The organism is Lysobacter sp. GCM10012299, assembly GCF_042649405.1.
Taxonomy (GTDB): domain Bacteria; phylum Pseudomonadota; class Gammaproteobacteria; order Xanthomonadales; family Xanthomonadaceae; genus Lysobacter_J.
The window spans coordinates 386,626-406,828 of the sequence record NZ_JBHRZC010000003.1 but is presented as its reverse complement, the minus strand read 5'-3'; the positions used below and the strand labels follow the sequence as shown (position 1 = coordinate 406,828).

Below are 20,203 nucleotides of genomic sequence, written 5' to 3'. Positions count from 1 at the left end.
CGTGATCAAGCTGAAATCCAGCACCCTGCGCACCTTCACCAGCGTGCACACCTGGGTCGGCCTGGTCGCCGGCTTCGGGCTGTTCGTGGCGTTCTATGCCGGCGCGATCACGGTGTTCCACCACGACCTGCAGGCCTGGCAGACGCCGCACACGCCGCTGTCGGCGGAGCAGGGCCTGGCCAATGCGCAGCAGCTGCTCGACGAAACGCTGGCCCGCCATCCCAAGGCGCGCGAGCACGTCGGCATGGTGTTCCCCGGCGGCGAGTATCCGCAGGCGGCCAGCTACTGGCAGGACGAGGGCGGCACCTGGCGCTACGCCACGCTCGACAACCTCGACGGCAGCGACAAGATGCCCGGCGGCGCGTTGTCCGAGCTGGTGAATGAGCTGCACTACACGCTGGGCATTCCGGTCGCCGGCCGCTACCTGATGGGCATCGTCAGCCTGCTGTACGGCCTGGCACTGATCTCCGGCGTGATCATCCACCTGCCCAGGCTGGCCGACGATCTGTTCGCGCTGCGCCCGGGCCGCAACCTCAAGCGCTTCTGGCAGGACGCACACAACGTCATCGGCGTGCTCAGCCTGCCGATGCACGTGATGTTCGCCGTCACCGGCGCGCTGCTGAGCCTGGCGATGCTGGTGATGGTGGCGCTCAACCCGCTGGTGTTCCGCGGCGAACTGATGGCCGCCCTGGGCCCGGCGATGGACACCGCGCCGGTGGCCACGGCCGCCGGACGCGAGCAGCCGATGGGTTCGCTGGCGATGCTGCATGCGCGCTCGGTTGAAGTCGCGCGCGCGCAGGGCCTGGCGTCGTTCGAGCCTGCCTACTTCAAGCTCGCCCATGCCGGCGATGCCAGCGCCACGATCGAGATTTCCGGCGAATCGCCCGGATCGCTCGGCCCGGTCGGCTCGGTAGCACTCAACGCCAATACCGGCGCGGTGCTCGCAACGCAGCTGCCGGGCAGTCGCGACGCCAACCACGCCACCCTGGCCTCGGCCTACGCGCTGCACTTCGGTGAGTACGGCAACACCTGGGTGCGCGTGCTGTATTTCGTGCTCGGTATCGGCGGTGCGTTCCTGTTCTATTCCGGCAACCTGCTGTGGGTGGAGTCGCGACGCAAGCGGCGCCAGGCCGAGCAGGGCAGGGCGCAGGCCGGCATGGCCCGCGCCACGGTGGGCGTGTGCATCGGCGTGTGCGTGGCGATCTCGGTGGCGTTCATCGCCACGCAGCTGGCGCAGTGGCCGGCGCTGCGCATCGCTGGCGATCACGAGTTGACGGTCCGGGTCGCGTGCTTCGTCACCTGGGCGTTGTGCGCGCTGTGGGCAGCACTGCGGCCGCCGGTGCGGGGTGCACGGGAGCTGTTGTGGGCCGCGGCGATCACCACGGCATTGGTGCCGATCGCGCACGGCGCAGTGACCGGTGCCTGGCCGTGGCTGACGGCGCTGCAGGGGCAATGGTCGCTGTTCTCCATCGATGCCGGCGCGCTGGCGATGGCCTTCGGCTTCGCCTGGCTGGCGCGCGCCACCGCACGGCGCGCGCGCGACGGAGAACCCAACAGTGTCTGGGCCGACCCGCGCGCGCGGGCGGCACAGGTGGCCTCGACGCTGGTGACCGACTAGGCGGCCGTGCATTCCGATAGCATCGGCGTCCGTACACTGCGATCGCCCAACGCCTGATGCCCACCGCCATCGAGGAAATCCCGTCGACTGCCCCACTGCCCACCGCCGACGATCTCGTCGCTGGCGGCCGGCCGGTGGTGCTGCGCGGCCTCTGCCGGGACTGGCCGCTGGTCGCGCTTGGGCGGGAATCGGACACCGCGTTCGCCCAGGCGCTGCTCGGCTACGACAACGGCACGCCCGTCGACGTGCTGGTAATGCCGCCGGACGCGGGCGGCATCGTCGGTTACACCGAGAAGCTCGACGGCTTCAACTACAAGCGCTTCCGCGTCACCCTCACCCAGGTGCTGCAGCGGCTCGCGTTGTACAGCCGGCTGGACGACCAGACGCCGGGCGTGGCGATGCAGAGCGCGCTGATCGCCGACAGCCTGCCCGGCTTCCTTGACCAGCACACGCTGCCGCTGCTGGACGCGAACGCGCGCCCGCGCCTGTGGATGGGCAACCGCGTCACCACGCCGGCGCATTTCGACAGCTCCCACAACCTGGCCGTCGTCGTCTGCGGCCGACGACGCTTCACGCTGTTTCCGCCGGAGCAGGTGCGCAACCTGTACGTGGGGCCGCTCGACTTCGCGCCGACGGCGGCGGCGATCAGCCTGCCGCGACTGCAGGACGCTGCCGACGCGCGCTATCCGCGCCTGCACGAAGCGCTGGACCACGCCCTGGTGGCCGAGCTCGAGCCCGGCGATGCGATCTACATCCCGCCGGTGTGGTGGCACCACGTCGAATCGCTGGAACAGCTCAACGCGCTGGTGAACTACTGGTGGCGCCCGGAGGCCTACCCGGGGCATGTCGCCGAACCGGGGCTGGATGCGCTGGCGCACTGCATCCTCGCATTCAAGTCGTTGCCGGCGGCCGAACGCGCCGCATGGAAGTCGCTGCTCGACCATTACGTGTTCGACGACGAAGACCCGGCTGCGCATATTCCTGAAGCGCGACGCGGGATCCTCGGGCCGTTGACGCCAGAGGTGGTGGCGAAACTGAAGCAGTTGATCGGCCGATGAAGATGCCCTCGCGTAAAGATCTGCTGGCCGCGCTGGTCCGGCTGGTGCTGTCACTGGCGGCCTTCTCGTTGTCGGTGCTGCTGTACCGGTCGCTGTTGCTCCCTGCGCTGACGGCGCTGCTGCATCTGGATGAGCCGGCAATCGCCGTGTTCAGGCGCAGCGGAATCCTGTTGTTCGCCGTACTCGGCTACTGGCTCTATGTCCGGTTGCATGAAAAGCGCGCGGCCACGGAGCTGCGCATCGTTCCGCTGGGCATGGCCCTGGGCGCGCTGTCAGGCGCGCTGCTGATCTCGATCACGACGCTGTCGCTGTTCGCGCTGGGCAACTACGAGGTGGTCGCCGTTCGCGGGTTCCAGGACGTGCCGGCGATCGCCGGCGCGATCCTCGTGGCGGCGATGCTGGAGGAGATCATGTTTCGCGGCATCGTGTTCCGCACGCTCGAAGGCGCGCTGGGGACGGTCCCGGCGCTGCTGCTGCAGTCGCTGGTGTTCGCGATCATGCACTCGTCCAATGCCGGTGCCGACCTGGTGATGGTGTTGGCGTTGACGCTGATCGGCGCGTTCTGGACGTGCATCTTCATTGCCTCGCGCAACCTGTGGGTGGTGGGCCTGCACCACGCTGCCTGGAACTTCGCGATCTTCGCCACCGGCATCCCGCTGTCGGGCATTGAAGACTGGCGGGCGAAGGCGCCGCTGGAAAGCGTGTACCACGGCCCGGTTTGGCTCACGGGCGGCGAGTTCGGGCCGGAGACCTCCATAATCACGGCACTGGTGGTCTTGGCCAGCATCGTGGCGCTGGTGCGGTGGACCCGGAAGCGGAGCGCACCATGACCATCATCATCACCGCCTTTGAACGCTCGCCCGATGGCGGCAAGGGACTGGCCCGCGACACGCGCGTGCGCTGGGCGCTGGAGGAAGCGGAGCAGCCGTATGGCGTGCGCCTGGTGTCGATGGCCGCCATGAAAGAACCCGCGCACCTGCGCCTGCACCCCTTCGGCCAGATCCCGACCTACGAGGAAGGCGACCTGGTGCTGTTCGAAACCGGCGCGATCGTCTTCCATATCGCGCAGCACCATGCGGGGTTGTTGCCTGACGATGCGAACGCGCGGGCGCGCGCGATCACCTGGATGTTCGCCGCGCTCAACTCCGTGGAGCCGCCGATCCTCGAACTGGTGATCGCGAAGATCCTGGAGGGCGACAAGCCCTGGGCGCAGGAACGGCTGCCGCTGGTCAAGGACCGCGTCCGCGAGCGGCTGACGCAACTGTCCGCCCGCCTGGGCGATGCCGAGTGGCTCGACGGTGCCTTCAGCGCGGGCGACCTGATGATGGTGTCGGTGCTGCTCAGGCTGCGGCCCTCAGGCCTGCTCGATGAGTTCCCGAGCCTGGCCGCCTACGTCGCCCGTGGCGAAGCGCGTCCCGCCTACCAGCGGGCGTTCGCCGCGCAACTGGCCATCAACGCGGCCTAGCTGTACTTCAACGCCAGTTCCGGCACCTTCGGCTGCAGGGCGTAGAACAGGTCCTGGAATTCTTCCTCGGTGAGTTCATCCGGGGCGTAGACCGCTACCGGCTCGGACTCGTGGTCGGTCGCCACCGGCATGCGCGGACCGGCGCGAAGCGAGAACGGCCGGCCTTTGTAGTCGACCAGGTCGGGCGCGTCTTCCCAGTGCTCGATGGCCCAGTCGTCTTTACCCAGCAGCAGGATGATCTCGATCATGTCGATGCGTCCTCAGGTTGGCACGGCGTCGCGCAGCGAGCGGAACACGCGCACGATCGCGGCGACGCTGCGGCTGGCGTCGTCTTCGGTGGTCGCCCAGTTCGACACCGAGATCCGCATCGCCGCCTGGCCGTGCCAGTTGGTGCCGCCCAGCCAGCAGGTGCCGTCGCGCTGCACGCCGCTGATGACCGCGCGGGTGATGTCGTCATCGTCGTCGAAGCGGACCAGCACCTGGTTGAGCGCGACCTCGTTGAGGATGCGCACGCCCGGCTCTTGCGCGAGCAGGTCGGCCATCTGCCGCGCACGCGCGCAGGAGCGATCGACCAGGTCGGCGATGCCGTCGCGCCCCAGCGCGCGCAGCGTGGCGTAGACGGGCACGCCGCGCGCACGTCGCGAGAACTCGGGCACCCAGTCGACGGCATCGCGTTCCTCGCCCTGGGTCTGGATCAGGTAGGCCGCGGCCGAGGTCATCGCGGCGCGATGGTCCTGGGCATGACGGACCATCGCCACGCCGCTGTCGTAGGGAACGTTCAACCACTTGTGCGCATCGGTGGCCCACGAATCGGCCAGTTCGATGCCGTCGGCAAGCGGGCGCAGCGACTCGCTCGCACGCGCCCATAGGCCGAACGCGCCATCGACATGCAGCCACGCGCCGGCCTCGTTGGCGATGCGGCCGATCTCGCGCAGCGGGTCGCAGGAGCCGGTGTTCACGTTGCCGGCCTGCGCGCAGATGATGGTCGGGCCGGTGAGCGAGGCCACCTTGTCGCGCAACGCATCGACGCGCATGCGCCCCTGCTCGTCGCTTTCCACGCGCTGCACGGCTCGCGTGCCCAGCCCCAGGTAGCGCATCGCCACGTCGATGGTGATGTGCGACTCGGCCGAGGCGATGACGTTGATGCGTGGCGCGCCGGCCAGGCCGTCGGCTTCGACATCCCAGCCGGCGCGCCGGAGCACGCCATGCCGGGCCGCGGCGAGGCAGGTGAAGTTGGCCATCTGGCAGCCGGTGACGAAGCCGACGCCGGAGTCGCGTGGCAGGTCGAACAGGTCCAGCAGCCACTGCGCGGCGACTTCCTCCACCACGGCCACCAGCGGCGAGATCGCATAGATGCCGGCGTTCTGGTCCCAGGTCGAGACCAGGCAGTCGGCGGCGAGGGCCACCGGGTAGGCGCCGCCGACCACGAAGCCGAAGTAGCGCGGCGAGTTGCAGGCCACCCCGCCGCGATCGACCTGGGATGCGAGCAGGTCGATGACGTCGCCGCCTTCGTCGCCACGGCGTGGCAATGGCACGCGCAGCGCCTGCAGCAGTTCATCGCGGGTGGCGCGCGCGCCGACGTGGCGGTCAGGCAGCTTGCGCAGGTACGACGACGCGTGCGCGACCGCCTTCTTCAGGTATTCGTCGAACACGGCGGACGCAAAGCGGTCGTTGGCCATGGCGCAGGATCCCTAGCGGAAACCGGGGGGACCGGCCAAGCATAAGGGCGGCTGGGCGGTCAGCGCGACAACGGGTTCGGGTGGTGGACGTGCGGCATCTCGACCGAGCCGTTGAGGTAGGCGTCGAGCCAGTCGCGGAAATGCGTGGGCGTCAGCCGCGCGCTGCCCGCGGGCGTGAGGGTGTCGTCATCCAGCAACGCGCCGTAGTAGCGCGCGGTCGGGTCGGCCAGCACCGGCCGGTCGTCCTGGTAGCTGTACATCACCCATTGCACGAGCTCGTTGAGCCGGTAGGTTTCGGGGCCGGCAATTTCAATCGTCGTGTTCGACGGCGGCTGCGCGACCAGGTCGGCCAGCTGCGCCGCTACGTCGCCGGCCGCCGCCGGCTGCACCAGCGCGGGCGGCAGGTGGACGATGTCCTTGCCGCCGCCGGGCGGAATGATGCTGGCCATGAACTCGAAGAACTGCGTCGCCTGCACCAACGTGTGCGGCAGCGACGAACGCTTCACCAGCCGCTCCTGCGCGTCCTTTGCGCGGAAGTCGCCGCTGCTCTGCAGGCGCTGCGTGCCGATCACCGAAAGCGCCAGGTGGTGGGCGACGCCGGCGCGCTCGCCGGCGGCGAGCAGTTGCTCGGTGGAGCGGGTGAAGAAGTCGGTGACCGCCGGCTCGTCGAACGAGGGCGCGTTGGTCACGTCGACGACGGTGTGTGCGCCGTCCAGCGCCGCTTGCAGGCCTTCACCGGTGACGGTGTTGACGCCGGTCCGGCGCGATGCGGCCACCACGTCGTGGCCGCGCTGCCTGAGCCGGGTCACCAGCCTGGATCCAACGAGGCCATGCCCGCCGGCAACAACTATCTTCATGGTCCGGACCCTCCGTGCGTGCTCGCATCACGGTAGGTCCGCGGTCACCTTCCCGGTAGACCTTGTCGCGGACACCCGGTGTTGTCGCGCGCGCAACAATCCGCTCGTGACCTATTGCTTGCCGCCTCCTGCGTGCTTGCCGCCCTCGCGCAACGTGCGATTGAACAGGACGAGCGTGCGCGCCCAGGCTTCCTTGGCCGCCAATTCGTCGTAGCGCGGCGTGGTGTCGTTGTTGAAGCCGTGCTGCGTGCCCGCTGGCTGGAACAGCGTGTAGCGGACGTTGGCCGCCTTCAGTGCCGCCTCGTAGGCCGGCCAGTTGGCGTTGATGCGCTCGTCGTTGGCGGCGAGCACCACCAGCAGCTCGGCCTTGATCTTCGGCACGTCTTCCAGCGGCGGCGGGGCGCCGTAGAACGGCGCGGCCGCAGCCAGATTGGGCAGGCGCGTGGCGAGGAAGTTGGCGATGCCGCCGCCGTAGCAGAAGCCGACCGCGCCGAGGCGGCCGTTGCCGCCCTCGATGCCGGCGAGCATGCCGGCGGCGGCGACGAAGTCCTCGCGGGTCTTGGCCTGGTCGAGCTGGCCGAACAGCGCGCGCGCCTTGTCCTCGTCGCCGGGATAACCGCCCAGCGGGAACAGTGCATCCGGTGCGAAGGCGATGAAGTCCGCCAGCGCCAGCCGCCGCGTGATGTCCTCGATGTGCGGGTTGAGGCCGCGGTTCTCGTGCGCCACCAGCACCACCGGCAGCGGGCCGTGCGCCTTGGCCGGTCGGGCCAGGTAGCCGCGCGCGGTGCCATAGCCCTGCGGCGACGCGAACTCGATGTACTTCGCCGACAGGCCCTTGTCGTCGGGCTTGACCTGCTGCGCGGCGGCGAACTGCGGACTCAGCGCGGCCAGCAACCCGGCTGCACCGGCGGCGCCCACCGCGAAGCGCGCCGCACCGGCAAGAAAACCGCGCCGATCGATCGCGCCGTGGACGTACTGGTCGAACAGGCGCAGCACCTCGGGATCGAAGTCACTGGCCTTCAAGCGTGGAGGACTGGGCATGGCGGTCTCCGCGGACGGTGGGCCGGCGGCGTCCACGCCACCAGCGCTTCGGGATGCCGAGCATACCGCCGCGTGGTTGCGTCGGCAGGACGGCTACGCCTGCGGCTCGGGCGTGGCCAGCACCGGCAACTCGAGGTAGGAGCCGGCATCGCCCCCGAGGTGGACGCGGTTGAGCGCCCGCGCCGGCACGGTCTCGTCGTAGTTGTTGCCGCCGGTGTTGAGGTTGCGTTCCAGGCGCGGGAAGCTGCTGCTGGTGATGTCGAGCCGCAGGCGATGGCCGCGCGGCACGAGGTAGGCGATCGAGCGCATGTCCACGGTCAGCTGGTAGGTCTGACCGGGCGTCATCCGGGTCGGGCAGAAGATGCCGTCGCGGTAGCGTGCGCGCAGTGCGCCTTCCTGGATGTTGGTGGCGCGTCCGTCCGGCCACACGTGCACCAGGCGGGCGACGAAGTCGGTGTCGGGCACCGAGGACGACACCGTCAGGTGCGCGCGCAGCGGTCCGACGATGCGCAGCGGCGCCTCCAGCGGCGCGGAGGTGTAGACCAGCACGTCGTCGCGGGTTTCGACATCGCGCTGGTCGACCGGTCCGGACAGCGCATGCGGATCGGCGCTGCAGCACAGCGGTCCGCCGCGCGAGGGCACCGGTTCGAGCGGGTCGTAAAGGTAACCGTCGGAATGCTCGCTGGCATCGGGTTGCGGGCCCAGCGTGCCGTCGCCGTCGCGGGTGTTGGCCTTGCCGCCGCTGCGCAGGTACCAGCGCTGGTGCCGCGCCTGCACCGGCGGCCAGGTGCTCGCCGTGAGCCAGCGCTGCTCGCCGACGACGTAGTAGAGGTACGGCGGCAGGTTCGCCAGGCCATCGCCCTTGCCGCGCAGCCAGTAGTCGAACCATTGCAGGTACCACTGCCGGTAGGGCTGGTCGGCATTGCGCACCGACAGCTCGCCGAAGTGGCCCATGCCGGCGATGGTTTCGTACTCGCAATGGTTGCCCGGGGCGATGACGACATGCTGGTGCGCCGCGGCCTGTGGCGATGCGCGGCGCATCGCCTCGCTGATTGCCAGCGTGCTTTCGATGGTGGGGTCGCCCCAGGTGTTGATCACCAGCGCCGGCGTGGTGATGCGGTCGGCATCGGTGACGTAGTCCAGGTCGTTCCAGCCGGCGTCACCGAGCGGCATCCCGATGAAGTCGTCGTAGGCGTTCGCGCCAGGCCGTGCGCGCCGCACCAGTTCCTGCACCGGCAGCTGCGACAGCACGCCGACCATGCCGGGAACGTCCGGCGACCCCGAGTGCGGCATCTTGCCGCCGTGCCGGGAGAACCAGCCCGCGGTGCCGGCCAGCTGCAGCACGCCGCCTTCGAATGCGCCGAAGTACTCGGCGTTGCCGGCGAGCAGCCCGGCCGCACCACCGGCGGCACCCGGGATCATCGCTGCGTGCGCGGGATGGTTGGCCCGCGCCAGCGAGTACTGCAGTTCACCGAGCGCGGAGCAACCGATCGTGCCGACCTTGCCGTTCGACCACGGCTGCTGCGTGATCCACTCCAGCGTCGCCACGCCGTCGCCGGTGGCATGGCGCCAGGGCACGAAGCCTTCGCCCTCGGATTCGAACTTGCCGCGCACGTCCTGCACCAGCACCGCATACCCGTTGCGCGCGAAGAACATCGCATCGCCCAGCGCCTCGCCGTAGCGCTTGCGGTTGTAGGGCAGGCGGATGAAGACGGTGGCCAGCGGGCCGCTGGCACCGCGCGGCCGGTACAGCGTGCCGGCGAGGCGGACGCCGTCGGGCATGGTGATCCAGACGCGGTCGTCGATGCGCACGTTGAACAGCAACGCCCGCGCCGGAACCTGCCAGTGCGCCGGGATGTAACCGCGCAGGGTGTAGACCAGGCCGGCGGCCACCGAAGCGACCATCAGGCTCGTGATGATCAGCAGCCACCAGAAGGAAGCGGGTCGCACCGCGGACAAATCCATCTCCAAGTCGGCGTTCCTTGCGGCGCGCGCATCAGCCGGACACGTTCAGTCGGGACTGTCGCCAGTCAGCGCGCGACGCTTCGGTAAACGCATGGAACCGTGCCTGACGGCCAGCCTGCCGGCCACTCAGGGGGCCGCGCAAGTGCTCCCGGCGATGATCGTGCGCAGGCGCTCGGCTTCGGCCTGGGCGTACGCGCGGTTGTCGCCGCCGCCCACCGACTGCGACTCGACATCGTTGAGCCGCTGCGTCCAGCCTTGGCACAGCAGGTTGTCGGGAACGGCCTGGCACTGGTCGTCGACCATCTGGCAGGCTGAGCCCGCGCCGGCGGTCGCATTGGTTCCGTCCAGGCCGGTCACCGCCAGCGGGATGCAGCGCGGCGGCGGCTGCGCCTCGTCGCCGAGGTAGCGGTGGCCTTCCCAGGTGCGGCACTCGAACAGCGGCGGCGGCGGTGTGCGCGCGCTGCGGTCAGGGGCCGGCGTCGCGGGTGTGTTTGGCGCGGGTGCGACTGCTGTCGGTGCGGGTGCGGCAGCCGGCGCTGCGGGCGAGGGTGCCGGCGGCGCGACGGGAGCGGTGCTGCCGGACAGGAACTGCTGGCGCGACTGCGCTGGCGCCGGCTCCACCACGCGCTTGACCTCCTTGCTGCCCTTCGGACACGGCGTGCCGTTCTGCAGCGTCACTGCGCCACTGGCATCCGTGCAGCGATAGATCGCCACCTGCGCCTGCGCGAGCGGCGCAACGGCCAGCAACAGCAGCAGAACCATCAGACGTCGACGCGCGACGCTCCCCCCGGTCAATCGCATCAGGCGCCACCGCAATCGTTGGCCAGGCGCGCATCGATGCCGCGCTGCTCCACGTCGATCTGCTGGCGTTCGCTCTGCAGGGCGCTGTTGTAGGAGCGCCCGAGGTCCCAGCGGCGATCGCGCAGGCGCGCGCAGACTTCCTGCTGCGGCAACTGCGTGCAGGTATCGCGAATCCAGCTGCCCGGGCCGTAGGGGTCATACACGAACTGCCCGCCCATCGGCGGCCCCGGCTGCGTGCCCGAAGGCCGTCCCGGTCGCCCGCCGATGTTGTCGCCGAGCGAGGTGCGCGAATCCACGACGGGGTAGCCCAGCGCCCACAGCGGCATCCAGCGCGGATTGCCCTCGCCGGTTTCGCTCATGTAGTTGGCGCCGTCGGGCGTGGTGCATTCGTACATCGGCTTGGGTGGGGTCATGACGATGTAGCGCGTCGTCGACACCGGCGCCGCGGCGGCGGCCGTTGCAGCGGTTCTTGACGCAGCGCGCGCGGTCGTCGCCTTGGCCTTGGCGCTCTTCGGCGGATCCTTCGGGCGTTGCATTTCCTTCGCCTGCTGGGTCTCGCCCTTGTGGCACGGGGTATCGCGCAGCGTCAGCTTGCCGTCGCCGCCGGTGCACCGGTAGATGGTGATGTCGCCGGCGCGAGCGGTCGCCGCCGCCATCAGCAGGGGCAACGAGGCGAGCAGCATGAGCTGGAGCGGCGACATGCGCGCAGCATGCGCCGTTGCCGCGCGCCGCGAAAGGCATGGATGTGAAAAGTGCGGATGTGAAAAGTCTGGATGCGCGTACATGGCCGCTGCTCCCGTTGCCGCCGTCACTTCTGCCGTGTGTAGTCGATCTGCATCGTCTTGGCTTCCTTGCCGTCACGGGTCTCGTACATCTCGAACACCTCGTGGTCGTTGTCGACGACGCGTACGACCTGGCGCACCGGGATCTTCGCGCCGTTCGACGCCGGGTCGGCCATCTCGCCCAGGTAGGTGTAGGTCTTCGTCGCCGGGTCGTAATCGCCGTGCGAGACGAAGATGCCGGTCGAGCCGCTGTCCATCCAGGTGCTGTAGTACTTGCCGATGACGTTGTCGTAGCCGATGTAGCCGACGCCTTCGAACGGCTGGCCCATCCACTTGCCGCGGAAGTCCTGGCGGATGTGACGGCCGCCGAGGACCAATGTGTTGGTCGCCGAACCGGTCTCGGTCATCGGCGGTGCGTTCGGATCCATCCACATCGTCTGCTTGGTGGTCCACTTGCCGACCATGGCGGCCAGCTGCTTGTGCTGCTCGCCCGGCTGCGCGGCTTTTCCCCACGCCTGCATCATGGCCTGCTGCTCGGGACTGAGTTGCGAGGGCTCGGTCTTCTGCTCCTGGGCCGCCAGCGGCAGTGCGGCGAACAACGCCAGCGCCAGCAGGGACATCTGCGCGATCTTCATGACGGCCTCCGGGGGTGGGCCTGGTCGGGGCGTTGCCGATCAACGCCCGGCGCCGGGACGCTACGACCTTGGCCGTTAAGCCGGCGTGCCGGCGGTGCTGGCTATGCGCGCAGCTGCGCGCCGCTGCGGGCGTCGCGGATGGTGGTGGGCGAGGCGAGGCCGCCGGTTTCGCCCTCGGTCACGCCGTCGAGTTGCACCAGCAAGCGCGGATCCAGCGCTTCGCGGGCGTGCACGGGCGGCTCGCCGCTGAGGTTGGCGCTGGTGGAGACCAGTGGGCCACCAAACGCAGCGCACAGGGCGATGACCGTGGGGTGGTCGCTGACGCGCACGGCGACGCCGTCGTGGGCGCCGGTGATCCAGCGCGGAACGCGCGCGGTGGTCGGCACGATCCAGGTGTTGGGGCCCGGCCAGGTCGCCAGCACGGCCTCGCGGCGCGGCGGCGGAAGCGACTCCCAGTCGAGCAGACCGTCGATCTGCCAGAGCGCGCCGACGATCAGGATGAGGCCTTTTTCGACCGGCCGTTGCTTGATCGCGAGCAGTCGCGTGACCGCGGCCTCGTCGAAAGGATCACACCCCAGGCCCCAGACGGCTTCGGTCGGGTAGGCGATGACGGCGCCACGGAGCAGGGCGTTGGCGGCTTCGGTGGGGGTCAGCTGCGGCATGGAGGAAGGATAACGGCAAGTGCTGCCCTCATCCGCCCTTCGGGCACCTTCTCCCGCAAGCGGGAGAAGTGAATCTGAGCCCCTCTCCCGCTTGCGGGAGAGGGGTTGGGGTGAGGGCTGCCCTCAGGCCTTGGCGACCTTCTTCACCGCTTTCTTCGCAGGCGCCTTCTTGGCCACGGCCTTCTTGGCAGGCGCCTTCTTTGCCGCCGTCTTCTTGGTGGCCTTCTTGGCAGCCTTCTTGGCCGGTGCCTTCTTCGCGACGGCCTTCTTCGCCACCGCCGTCTTGGCGACCTTCACTGCCGGTTCCTTCTTCGCCGCCGTCTTCTTCTTGCCGAAGCGGCCGCGCACCGGCTTGCCGGTATCGGCCAGCAGCTGGGTGACTTCCTCCAGCGTCAGCGATGCCGGCTCACGGTCCTTGGGAATCTTGCCGTTGAGCTTGCCGTCGCTGATGTACGGACCAAAGCGGCCGTTGAGGACCTGGATGTCGCTGTCGTCCCACTGCTTGATGATGCGGTTGCGGGCGATCTCTTCCTTCTCTTCGATCAGGAACACCGCGCGGTCGAAATCGATGGTGTGCGGGTCGTCTTCCTTCGGCAGCGAGGCGTACACGGTGCCGCGCTTGGCGAACGGACCGAAGCGGCCGATGCCGACGCTGACTTCATGGCCGTTGCTCTGGCCCAGCTTGCGCGGCAGCTTGAACAGCTCCAGCGCGTCGGCCAGCTCGATCGTGTGCATGCTCTGGCCCGGACGCAGCGAAGCGAATTCCGGCTTCTCCTCGTCCTCGACCGTGCCGATCTGCGCGTACGGCCCATAACGGCCCAGGCGCACGCTGACCGGCTTGCCGCTCTTGGGATCGGTGCCCAGCTCGCGCGCGCCAGTGGCTTCGCTGCGATCGACCGACTCGGTCTTGTCGAGCACCAGCTCCTTGAACGGCCCCCAGAACTTCTCCATCAGCGGCACCCATTCCTCTTCGCCACGCGACACCGCGTCGAGCTCGTCCTCGAGCTTGGCGGTGAAGTCGTAGTCGACGTACTGGGTGAAGTGGCTGGAGAGGAACTTGCTGACCGCACGACCGACATCGGACGGACGGAAGCTGCGGCCTTCCATCTCGACGTACTTGCGGAACAGCAGGGTCTGGATGATCGAGGCGTAGGTCGAGGGACGGCCGATGCCGTATTCCTCGAGCGCCTTCACCAGCGCCGCTTCGGTGAAGCGCGGCGGCGGCTGGGTGAAATGCTGGTCGGCGTGGATGCGTTCGAGCGGCACGCGATCGCCGATCTTCATCGCCGGCAGCTTGCGGCCTTCGTCCTCGTCCTCGCTGGTCTTGGTGTCCTTGCCTTCCTCGTAGACGGCGAGGAAGCCCGGGTCGACCACGGTGGTGCCCGAGGCGCGGAAGCTGTGTTCGCTGCCGGCAGCCAGGTCGACCGAAACGGTGTTGAGCGTGGCCGGGACCATCTGCGAAGCGACGGCGCGCTTCCAGATCAGTTCGTACAGGCGGCGCTCGTCGTCGCTGAGGAAGCGCGACACCTGCGCCGGCGTGCGCAGCGCCGAGGTCGGGCGAACCGCTTCGTGCGCTTCCTGAGCGTTCTTGGACTTGGTCTGGTAGGTGTTGGGCTTGTCCGGCAGCGCGCGCGTGCCGTAGTCGCGGGCGATCACGTCGCGGATCTCGCCCAGCGCTTCTTCCGACAGGCTCACCGAGTCGGTACGCATGTAGCTGATCAGGCCGACGGTGCCCTCGTCGCCGAGGGTCACGCCTTCGTACAGCTTCTGCGCGACCTGCATGGTCTTGCGCGTGGTGAAGCCGAGCTTGCGCGAGCCTTCCTGCTGCAGCGTGGAGGTGGTGAACGGCGGCGACGGGCGGCGCTTGCGCTCCTTGCTGGCGACGTCGGTGACGTGCAGGGCGCCATTGGCGGCCTTGACGATGCGCTGGCGCGCCGACTCGGCGGTGTCGCCGTCGGTGACGGTGAACTGCTCGAACTTCTTGCCGTCGAGCTTGTTGAGCTTGGCGGTGAAGGTCTGGGTCGGGTGCGCGCACTCGGCCTCGATCGACCAGTACTCGCGGGCGATGAAGGCTTCGATCTCTTCCTCGCGCTCGACGATCATGCGCAGTGCCGGCGACTGCACGCGGCCGGCGGACAGGCCGCGCTGCACCTTGCGCCACAGCACCGGCGACAGGTTGAAGCCGACCAGGTAGTCGAGCGCGCGGCGTGCCTGTTGCGCATCGACCAGGTCGGTGGCGATCTGCCGCGGCTGCGTCATCGCTTCCTTGATGGCGCGCGGGGTGATCTCGGTGAACACCACCCGCTGCAGGGTCTTGCCCTCGAGCAGGCCGCGCTCACGCAGGATCTCCGCGATGTGCCAGCTGATCGCCTCGCCCTCGCGGTCCGGGTCGGTCGCCAGGTAGAGCGCGTCGGCGCCCTTGGCGGCCTTGGCGATGGCGTCGACGTGCTTCTCGTTCTTCTCGATCAGGTCGTAGCGCATGGCGAAGCCGCGGTCGGGGTCGACTGCGCCTTCCTTCGGCACCAGGTCGCGGACGTGGCCATAGGAGGCCAGGACGGTGAAGTCCTTGCCTAGGTACTTGTTGATCGTCTTGGCCTTGGCAGGCGACTCGACGATTAGGAGATTCTTGGCCATGGGGGCTCCGCAGGACCTGTTCCGGCGCTGCTGGCGGTTGTAACGGTTGAGGTCTGAGGAAGGCTGGGCCGGCAATCAGGGCGGGCGCAGGGGGGCTTCCTTTTATTTATTGAGGGCATGCGCCTGCCACGGCTGTCAAGCGCGGCTGCGTGAAGTCGGGATCGCCAGCGCATGCGCGGCGGCTGCAGCGCGCCTGCATCGGGCGAGGAAGCGGTGGCGGTTTTTCCGCCGAAGGAGCGCGCGAGGCGCTCTGGCGAGGCCCCCGGGGAGGGGGCGGACGCTTGGACGATGGCGTGCCGGCTCAGTGCACCCGGCTCAGTGCACCGGCTCGGGCTCGTCCTCGAACATCTGGGTTTCCATCCAGGCGTAGGCCGCCTCGGAGCCGGGCTGGTTGAACAGGACCATCAGCACGACCCACTTCAGGTCGTCCAGGTCCAGTTCGTCCTGGTCCAGGGCCATGGCGCGGTCGAGCACCAGCTCGCGCTGGCCGGCATCGAGCACGCCGTGCTGCTCCAGGAACATCAGGAAGCCGCGGCATTCGACGTCGAGCCGGTCGAGCTCGGGGCCGAAGTAGATGCGGGTCGGGCCGTCGGCACGCGGGGCACTGGCACTGGGCCGTTGCTGGGCCAGCGCATCGAGCCACTCGAAGGCTTTGTTGATCTCGGCGGGGCTGAACCCGGCTTTGCCGAGCTCGTCGAAGAGAGGACCGCTGCGGAGCGAATCGTGGTCGCGGACGAGGTCCGCATCTTCAGTGAAGTAATGCTCGAACAGGTACAGCAGGACGTCCAGAATGCTCTCTTTCATTTCCCTCGGCCTGCGCCGCATGCGGCGCGGTGGGCAGAAACTTGCGGGTGACCCGCGGGTCGCTGACAAGACGCATTCAGCGATTGCGGAAGTACCGGCCGTGTTGTGCCTGAACACGACCATCAAGCTCCATGAGCAGCAGCATGGAGGACACTGCTGCGGCCGTCAATCCAGTCCGTGTGACAAGTTCATCCATAGTGGTGGGGTCGTGGCCCAAGGCCAGCCACAACTGCTGGTAGTCGGGGCCATCGGCGGCTGAATCACCCGCCCGGTGTCCAACGATTCCGTCACCGCGATGAATTGGGGCGTCCAGGCGCGTCCGCAAGTCCTGCGCCAGGGCCTGTGCCTGCGGCGCCAGGGCGGCGATGACCTCGTCCGGTTCCTCGACCAGGCCGGCGCCTTCGCGGATCAGCCGGTGGCAGCCGCGGGCGACCGGGTTGCGGATCGAGCCAGGCAATGCGAAGACATCGCGTCCGGCTTCGGCGGCGAGGCGGGCGGTGATCAGTGCGCCGGACTGCCAGGCAGCCTCGATCACCAGGGTCGCCAGCGACAGGCCGGCGATGATGCGGTTGCGGGTGGGGAAGTGGGATCTCAGTGCACCCGTGCCAGGCAGGTGCTCGCTGACCACCGCACCTTCGGCGGCGATGCGCGCGAGCAGGCGGGCATTGCTGCGCGGGTAGGCGACGTCAGGGCCGGTGCCGAGCACGGCGACGGTGACGCCGCCTGCGGCCAGCGCGGCTTCGTGCGCGGCCGTGTCGATGCCGGCGGCCAGCCCGCTGGTGACCCCCAGGCCCGATTGCGCCATCGCGCGGGCGAAGCTGGCGGCGTTGGCGGCGCCGGCCGGTGTCGGGCTGCGCGTGCCGACGATGGCGACCGAGGGATGCCAGAGCAGCGCCGGGTCGCCGGCGACGAACAGCGCCAGCGGCGGGTTTGGCCCGCGTCGAAGCAGTGCCGGATAGTCCGGGTGGCGACAGTCGATGAGATGGTGGCCGGGTTGCCGCAGCCACGCAGCGGCCTCGGCCAGGCGTGTCGCATCCGGCGTGCGCAGGCTGTGCACCTGGGCCGCCGTCAGGCCGCATTCGCGCCAGGACGCGGGCCCTGCCGCCAGTGCCTGTGCCGGGCTGGCTTGGCGTTCCAGCAGCCGTCGCCGCGGTTCGACCGCGCCGCCGGCGACCAGCAGCGTCAGGAGTGCGTGGGTGTCGTCATCGGCGGTGGCAGGCATCGCCCCAGCCTGGGCCGGAAACGACGACGGCGCCCTAGGGCGCCGTCGGCTTGGTTCGTAGGATCAGGCGGCGATCAGTTGGTCGCGTCCGGATGCTTCAGGCGATAGCCCAGGCGGGTCGGGCGGACGCCGTCCATGACCAGCGCGTAGCTGACCTTCTCGAAGGTGCGGAAGACCATCAGGTGGCTGGCGAACTCGTCGGGCAGCTTGACCTCGCCACCACGCGTGGTGGCGTCGTAGCTGCGATCGATGCCGGCCTTGACGCGGTCGATCTCGAGGCTGCCCTGGCGCCAGGCCGACAGCACGGTGCCGTTGTCGATGCCGTCGGCGGTGCCGACCGACAGTGCCACGACGTCACGATTGCCGCCGCTGGTGAGTGCGTCGGCAACGGCGATGACGCGGGCCTTGTCGAGCGGCAGCTCCTGGTTCGGGGCATGCGGCATGAACTGCAGGTCGTAGGCCTGCGCCTCGACCGGGATCAGGCGATCGCCGACGCGGACTTCGCGGCCGTTGCCGTCGATCACCAGCGTGGCGGCGTCACTGTCGCCGACGACGCCGCGGCTGATCGTGCCGGTGGTCTGCTTGGTCAGCTCGTAACCGAGGAACTCGCCGCCGCCGGCCGGCAGCTGGTAGTTCCACAGCGATTCCAGGCCGATGTTGCGCTTGCCGCGGAAGTCGAGGTCGGCGGCGCGGCGGCCGGAGTTGTCGCAGCAGCGATCCGGATCCATCGTCACGTAGCGGTGCGACGGACGGACGATGGCGTAGCGCTGGCCCGGCTGGGCGTCGGCCAGGCCCTTGATGTAGGCCACCTGGTCGAGGCTGCCGGCGAGGCGGTCTTCTTCCAGGCCGACCACGTAGGGCAGGCCCTCGAAGTCCTCGACCACGCGCATGTCCTTGAGGAAGGCCTCGACGTCGGACAGCGGGATGGCGTTGATCGGCGCCTCTTCACGCGGGCCTTCCTGCACCGCGACGCGGTCGAGGTAGGCCAGCGAGAGCACGTCGCCGGGGTAGATCAGGTGCGGATTCTTGACCTGCGGGTTGGCCTGCCAGATTTCCGGCCACAGCCAGGGCTTCTGCAGGAACTTGCCGGCGATGTCCCACAGGGTGTCGCCCTTCTTGACCACGTAGGTGTCAGGATGGTTGCCCGCGACCTCGGCGGCCACGCCGTAGGTGGCGACCGTCAGCAACGCAGCGGTCAGCACCGTGCGCAACGGTTTGAAAATGGTGACCATCTGGTTTTCCCCTAATGAGCCTGATCGACGGCCCCTTGACGTGCTGCCCCAAGGCAGCTTCCCCATCCGCCGGTAAAGGCGGGGCCCCGCGGCAATATAGCCCAGAAGAACCACACGGTTGCAAGCGTGGCAGCCCCCCAACGGGGTTACAATCGCACTACTTGTTGTGGTTGTGACACACGCCCCCATTTAGATCGCTGTCCGCAACGCGGTCCACCACGCCCTCCGAAATTGCCATGGCCCAGCTCCCGATTCTCGAATTCCCCGATCCGCGACTGCGCACCGTCGCCGTGCCGGTCGATCCTGCGCGCGTCACCAGCGCCGAGTTCCAGAAGCTGCTCGACGACATGTTCGAGACCATGTACGAGGCCCCGGGCATCGGCCTGGCGGCCAGCCAGGTCGACGTGCACCAGCGCTTCATGGTCATGGACATCAGCGAGGAGCACGACGAGCCGCGGGTGTTCATCAACCCGGAGATCACCGCCCGCGACGGCGAGCAGGTCTACCAGGAAGGCTGCCTGTCGGTCCCCGGCATCTTCGCCGACGTGACCCGCGCCGACCGCATCACCGTCAGCTTCCTCGACCGCGACGCCAAGCCGCAGACGATCGAGGCCGAAGGCCTGCTGGCGGTGTGCATCCAGCACGAGATGGACCACCTGGCCGGCAAGCTGTTCGTCGACTACCTCTCGCCGCTCAAGCGCGAAATGGTGCGCAAGAAGCTGGCCAAGCAGCGTCGCCAGGCCGCGGCCTGAGCCCTCCCTTCCCGCGGTGACAGGCAGGCCCCGGCCTGCCCGCCGGGATGACACCAACCCCCACTTGGCGCACATCCCCCGATGAGAATCGTCTTCGCCGGCACCCCCGACTTCGCCGTGCCGTGCCTGCGCGCGGCCTCGCAGCGCGGTGAGGTGGTCGCCGTCTACACCCAGCCCGATCGCCCGGCCGGGCGCGGCCGCGGGCTGACGCCGTCGCCGGTCAAGCGCGAGGCGCTGCTGCGCGGCATCGAGGTGTTCCAGCCGGAAAACTTCAAGTCGGCCGTGTCGAAGGACGCCCTGCGCGCGCTCAAGCCGGACCTGATGGTGGTGGTGGCCTACGGGCTGATCCTGCCGCAGTCGGTCCTCGACATCCCCACGTACGGCTGCTGGAACGTGCACGCATCGCTGCTGCCGCGCTGGCGCGGCGCGGCGCCGATCCAGCGTGCGATCGAAGCCGGCGACAGCGAGTCGGGCGTATGCCTGATGCAGATGGAGAAGGGCCTGGACACCGGCCCGGTGCTGCTCTCGCAATCGCTGCAGATCGGCGAGCAGGAAACCGGCGGCCAGCTGCACGATCGCCTGTCCGCGCTCGGCGCGCAGGTGCTGGCCGATGGCCTGGGCCTGCTGCGCGCCGACATCCGCCCGGTGCCGCAGCCGCAGCCAGAGGAAGGCGTCACCTACGCACACAAGCTCGACAAGGCCGAGGCCCGCCTCGACTGGTCGCAGCCGGCGACGGTGCTGGCCAACAAGGTGCGTGCGTTCAATCCGTGGCCGATGGCCGAAGCGGTCGTCGCCGGTGAACGCCTGCGCCTGCACGGCGCGGTTGCGCTGGACGAAGCCCACGGTGCCGAGCCGGGATTGCTGATTCGTGCCGGCCGCGATGGCCTCGATGTCGCCTGCGCCAGCGGCGTTTTGCGCATCCGCGTGCTGCAGCGCGAAGGCGGCAAGGCGATCACCGCGGCCGACTACCTCAACGGTCGCCCGGACCTGCGCTGA

19 protein-coding genes are annotated in these 20,203 nt (G+C 69.0%); 6 read left to right on the top strand and 13 right to left on the bottom strand.

Annotation, left to right across the window (positions count from 1 at the left end; genetic code table 11):
* The first annotated feature begins 4 nt into the window (after positions 1 to 4).
* Genes ACFOPO_RS09835 through ACFOPO_RS09820 form a run of 4 tightly spaced genes read left to right on the top strand, consistent with a single transcriptional unit; the run spans position 5 to position 4,141 of the window.
* Positions 5 to 1,618, top strand: a complete 1,614-nt coding sequence (locus tag ACFOPO_RS09835; protein ID WP_386703295.1) for a PepSY-associated TM helix domain-containing protein — start codon at positions 5 to 7, stop codon at positions 1,616 to 1,618.
* A 56-nt stretch (positions 1,619 to 1,674) separates the two neighbouring features.
* On the top strand, positions 1,675 to 2,676 hold the full coding sequence (locus ACFOPO_RS09830) for a cupin-like domain-containing protein (protein WP_386703023.1): 1,002 nt from the start codon (positions 1,675 to 1,677) through the stop codon (positions 2,674 to 2,676).
* A complete protein-coding gene (locus ACFOPO_RS09825; protein ID WP_386703022.1) occupies positions 2,673 to 3,506 on the top strand; it encodes a CPBP family intramembrane glutamic endopeptidase in 834 nt (277 codons plus the stop codon). Before ACFOPO_RS09830 ends, ACFOPO_RS09825 begins: the two co-directional genes overlap by 4 nt.
* Positions 3,503 to 4,141 carry a glutathione S-transferase family protein gene (locus tag ACFOPO_RS09820; RefSeq protein WP_386703021.1) on the top strand — a complete coding sequence of 213 codons (639 nt, stop codon included), beginning with the start codon at positions 3,503 to 3,505 and terminating at the stop codon, positions 4,139 to 4,141. Before ACFOPO_RS09825 ends, ACFOPO_RS09820 begins: the two co-directional genes overlap by 4 nt.
* On the opposite strand, the gene ACFOPO_RS09815 is transcribed toward ACFOPO_RS09820, so the two are convergent.
* The 13 genes from ACFOPO_RS09815 to ACFOPO_RS09755 form a co-directional block, all read right to left on the bottom strand.
* Positions 4,138 to 4,389 carry a hypothetical protein gene (locus ACFOPO_RS09815; protein ID WP_386703020.1) on the bottom strand — a complete coding sequence of 84 codons (252 nt, stop codon included), beginning with the start codon at positions 4,387 to 4,389 and terminating at the stop codon, positions 4,138 to 4,140. The genes ACFOPO_RS09820 and ACFOPO_RS09815 overlap by 4 nt on opposite strands.
* Before the next feature lie 12 nt (positions 4,390 to 4,401).
* Positions 4,402 to 5,820 (bottom strand): pyridoxal phosphate-dependent decarboxylase family protein, encoded by a 1,419-nt coding sequence (locus tag ACFOPO_RS09810; RefSeq protein WP_386703019.1) that lies wholly within the window; start codon positions 5,818 to 5,820, stop codon positions 4,402 to 4,404.
* A gap of 59 nt (positions 5,821 to 5,879) precedes the next feature.
* Positions 5,880 to 6,677, bottom strand: coding sequence for an SDR family oxidoreductase (locus tag ACFOPO_RS09805; RefSeq protein ID WP_386703018.1), 798 nt, complete (start codon positions 6,675 to 6,677; stop codon positions 5,880 to 5,882).
* Between the two features lie 111 nt (positions 6,678 to 6,788).
* Positions 6,789 to 7,718, bottom strand: a complete 930-nt coding sequence (locus tag ACFOPO_RS09800; RefSeq protein WP_386703017.1) for a dienelactone hydrolase family protein — start codon at positions 7,716 to 7,718, stop codon at positions 6,789 to 6,791.
* A gap of 93 nt (positions 7,719 to 7,811) precedes the next feature.
* A complete protein-coding gene (locus ACFOPO_RS09795; RefSeq protein WP_386703016.1) occupies positions 7,812 to 9,668 on the bottom strand; it encodes a CocE/NonD family hydrolase in 1,857 nt (618 codons plus the stop codon).
* 141 nt (positions 9,669 to 9,809) lie between these two features.
* Positions 9,810 to 10,445, bottom strand: coding sequence for a DUF4124 domain-containing protein (locus ACFOPO_RS09790; RefSeq protein ID WP_386703015.1), 636 nt, complete (start codon positions 10,443 to 10,445; stop codon positions 9,810 to 9,812).
* A gap of 38 nt (positions 10,446 to 10,483) precedes the next feature.
* Complete coding sequence (locus ACFOPO_RS09785) at positions 10,484 to 11,185, bottom strand: DUF4124 domain-containing protein (RefSeq protein ID WP_386703014.1); 702 nt, start codon at positions 11,183 to 11,185, stop codon at positions 10,484 to 10,486.
* A 107-nt stretch (positions 11,186 to 11,292) separates the two neighbouring features.
* Positions 11,293 to 11,901 carry a DUF1579 domain-containing protein gene (locus tag ACFOPO_RS09780; protein ID WP_386703013.1) on the bottom strand — a complete coding sequence of 203 codons (609 nt, stop codon included), beginning with the start codon at positions 11,899 to 11,901 and terminating at the stop codon, positions 11,293 to 11,295.
* A gap of 101 nt (positions 11,902 to 12,002) precedes the next feature.
* Entirely contained in the window at positions 12,003 to 12,563 is a 561-nt protein-coding gene (locus tag ACFOPO_RS09775; protein WP_386703012.1) for a Sua5/YciO/YrdC/YwlC family protein, read from the bottom strand.
* 123 nt (positions 12,564 to 12,686) lie between these two features.
* On the bottom strand, positions 12,687 to 15,197 hold the full coding sequence (locus tag ACFOPO_RS09770; RefSeq protein ID WP_386703011.1) for a DNA topoisomerase I: 2,511 nt from the start codon (positions 15,195 to 15,197) through the stop codon (positions 12,687 to 12,689).
* A 315-nt stretch (positions 15,198 to 15,512) separates the two neighbouring features.
* Entirely contained in the window at positions 15,513 to 16,001 is a 489-nt protein-coding gene (locus ACFOPO_RS09765; protein ID WP_200607559.1) for a DUF494 family protein, read from the bottom strand.
* Between the two features lie 76 nt (positions 16,002 to 16,077).
* Positions 16,078 to 17,223: a DNA-processing protein DprA gene (gene dprA, locus ACFOPO_RS09760; RefSeq protein WP_386703010.1), complete on the bottom strand. Its 1,146-nt coding sequence runs from the start codon at positions 17,221 to 17,223 to the stop codon at positions 16,078 to 16,080.
* A gap of 74 nt (positions 17,224 to 17,297) precedes the next feature.
* Positions 17,298 to 18,446 (bottom strand): LysM peptidoglycan-binding domain-containing protein, encoded by a 1,149-nt coding sequence (locus ACFOPO_RS09755; RefSeq protein ID WP_386703294.1) that lies wholly within the window; start codon positions 18,444 to 18,446, stop codon positions 17,298 to 17,300.
* 245 nt (positions 18,447 to 18,691) lie between these two features.
* Here ACFOPO_RS09755 and def point away from each other — a divergent pair, with 245 nt between their 5' ends.
* Together def and fmt are read left to right on the top strand one after the other, a co-directional pair.
* The gene (gene def, locus ACFOPO_RS09750) at positions 18,692 to 19,207 is read left to right on the top strand and encodes a peptide deformylase (protein ID WP_386703009.1); all 516 of its coding nucleotides are present in this window, start codon (positions 18,692 to 18,694) and stop codon (positions 19,205 to 19,207) included.
* An 81-nt stretch (positions 19,208 to 19,288) separates the two neighbouring features.
* Entirely contained in the window at positions 19,289 to 20,203 is a 915-nt protein-coding gene (gene fmt / locus ACFOPO_RS09745; protein ID WP_386703007.1) for a methionyl-tRNA formyltransferase, read from the top strand.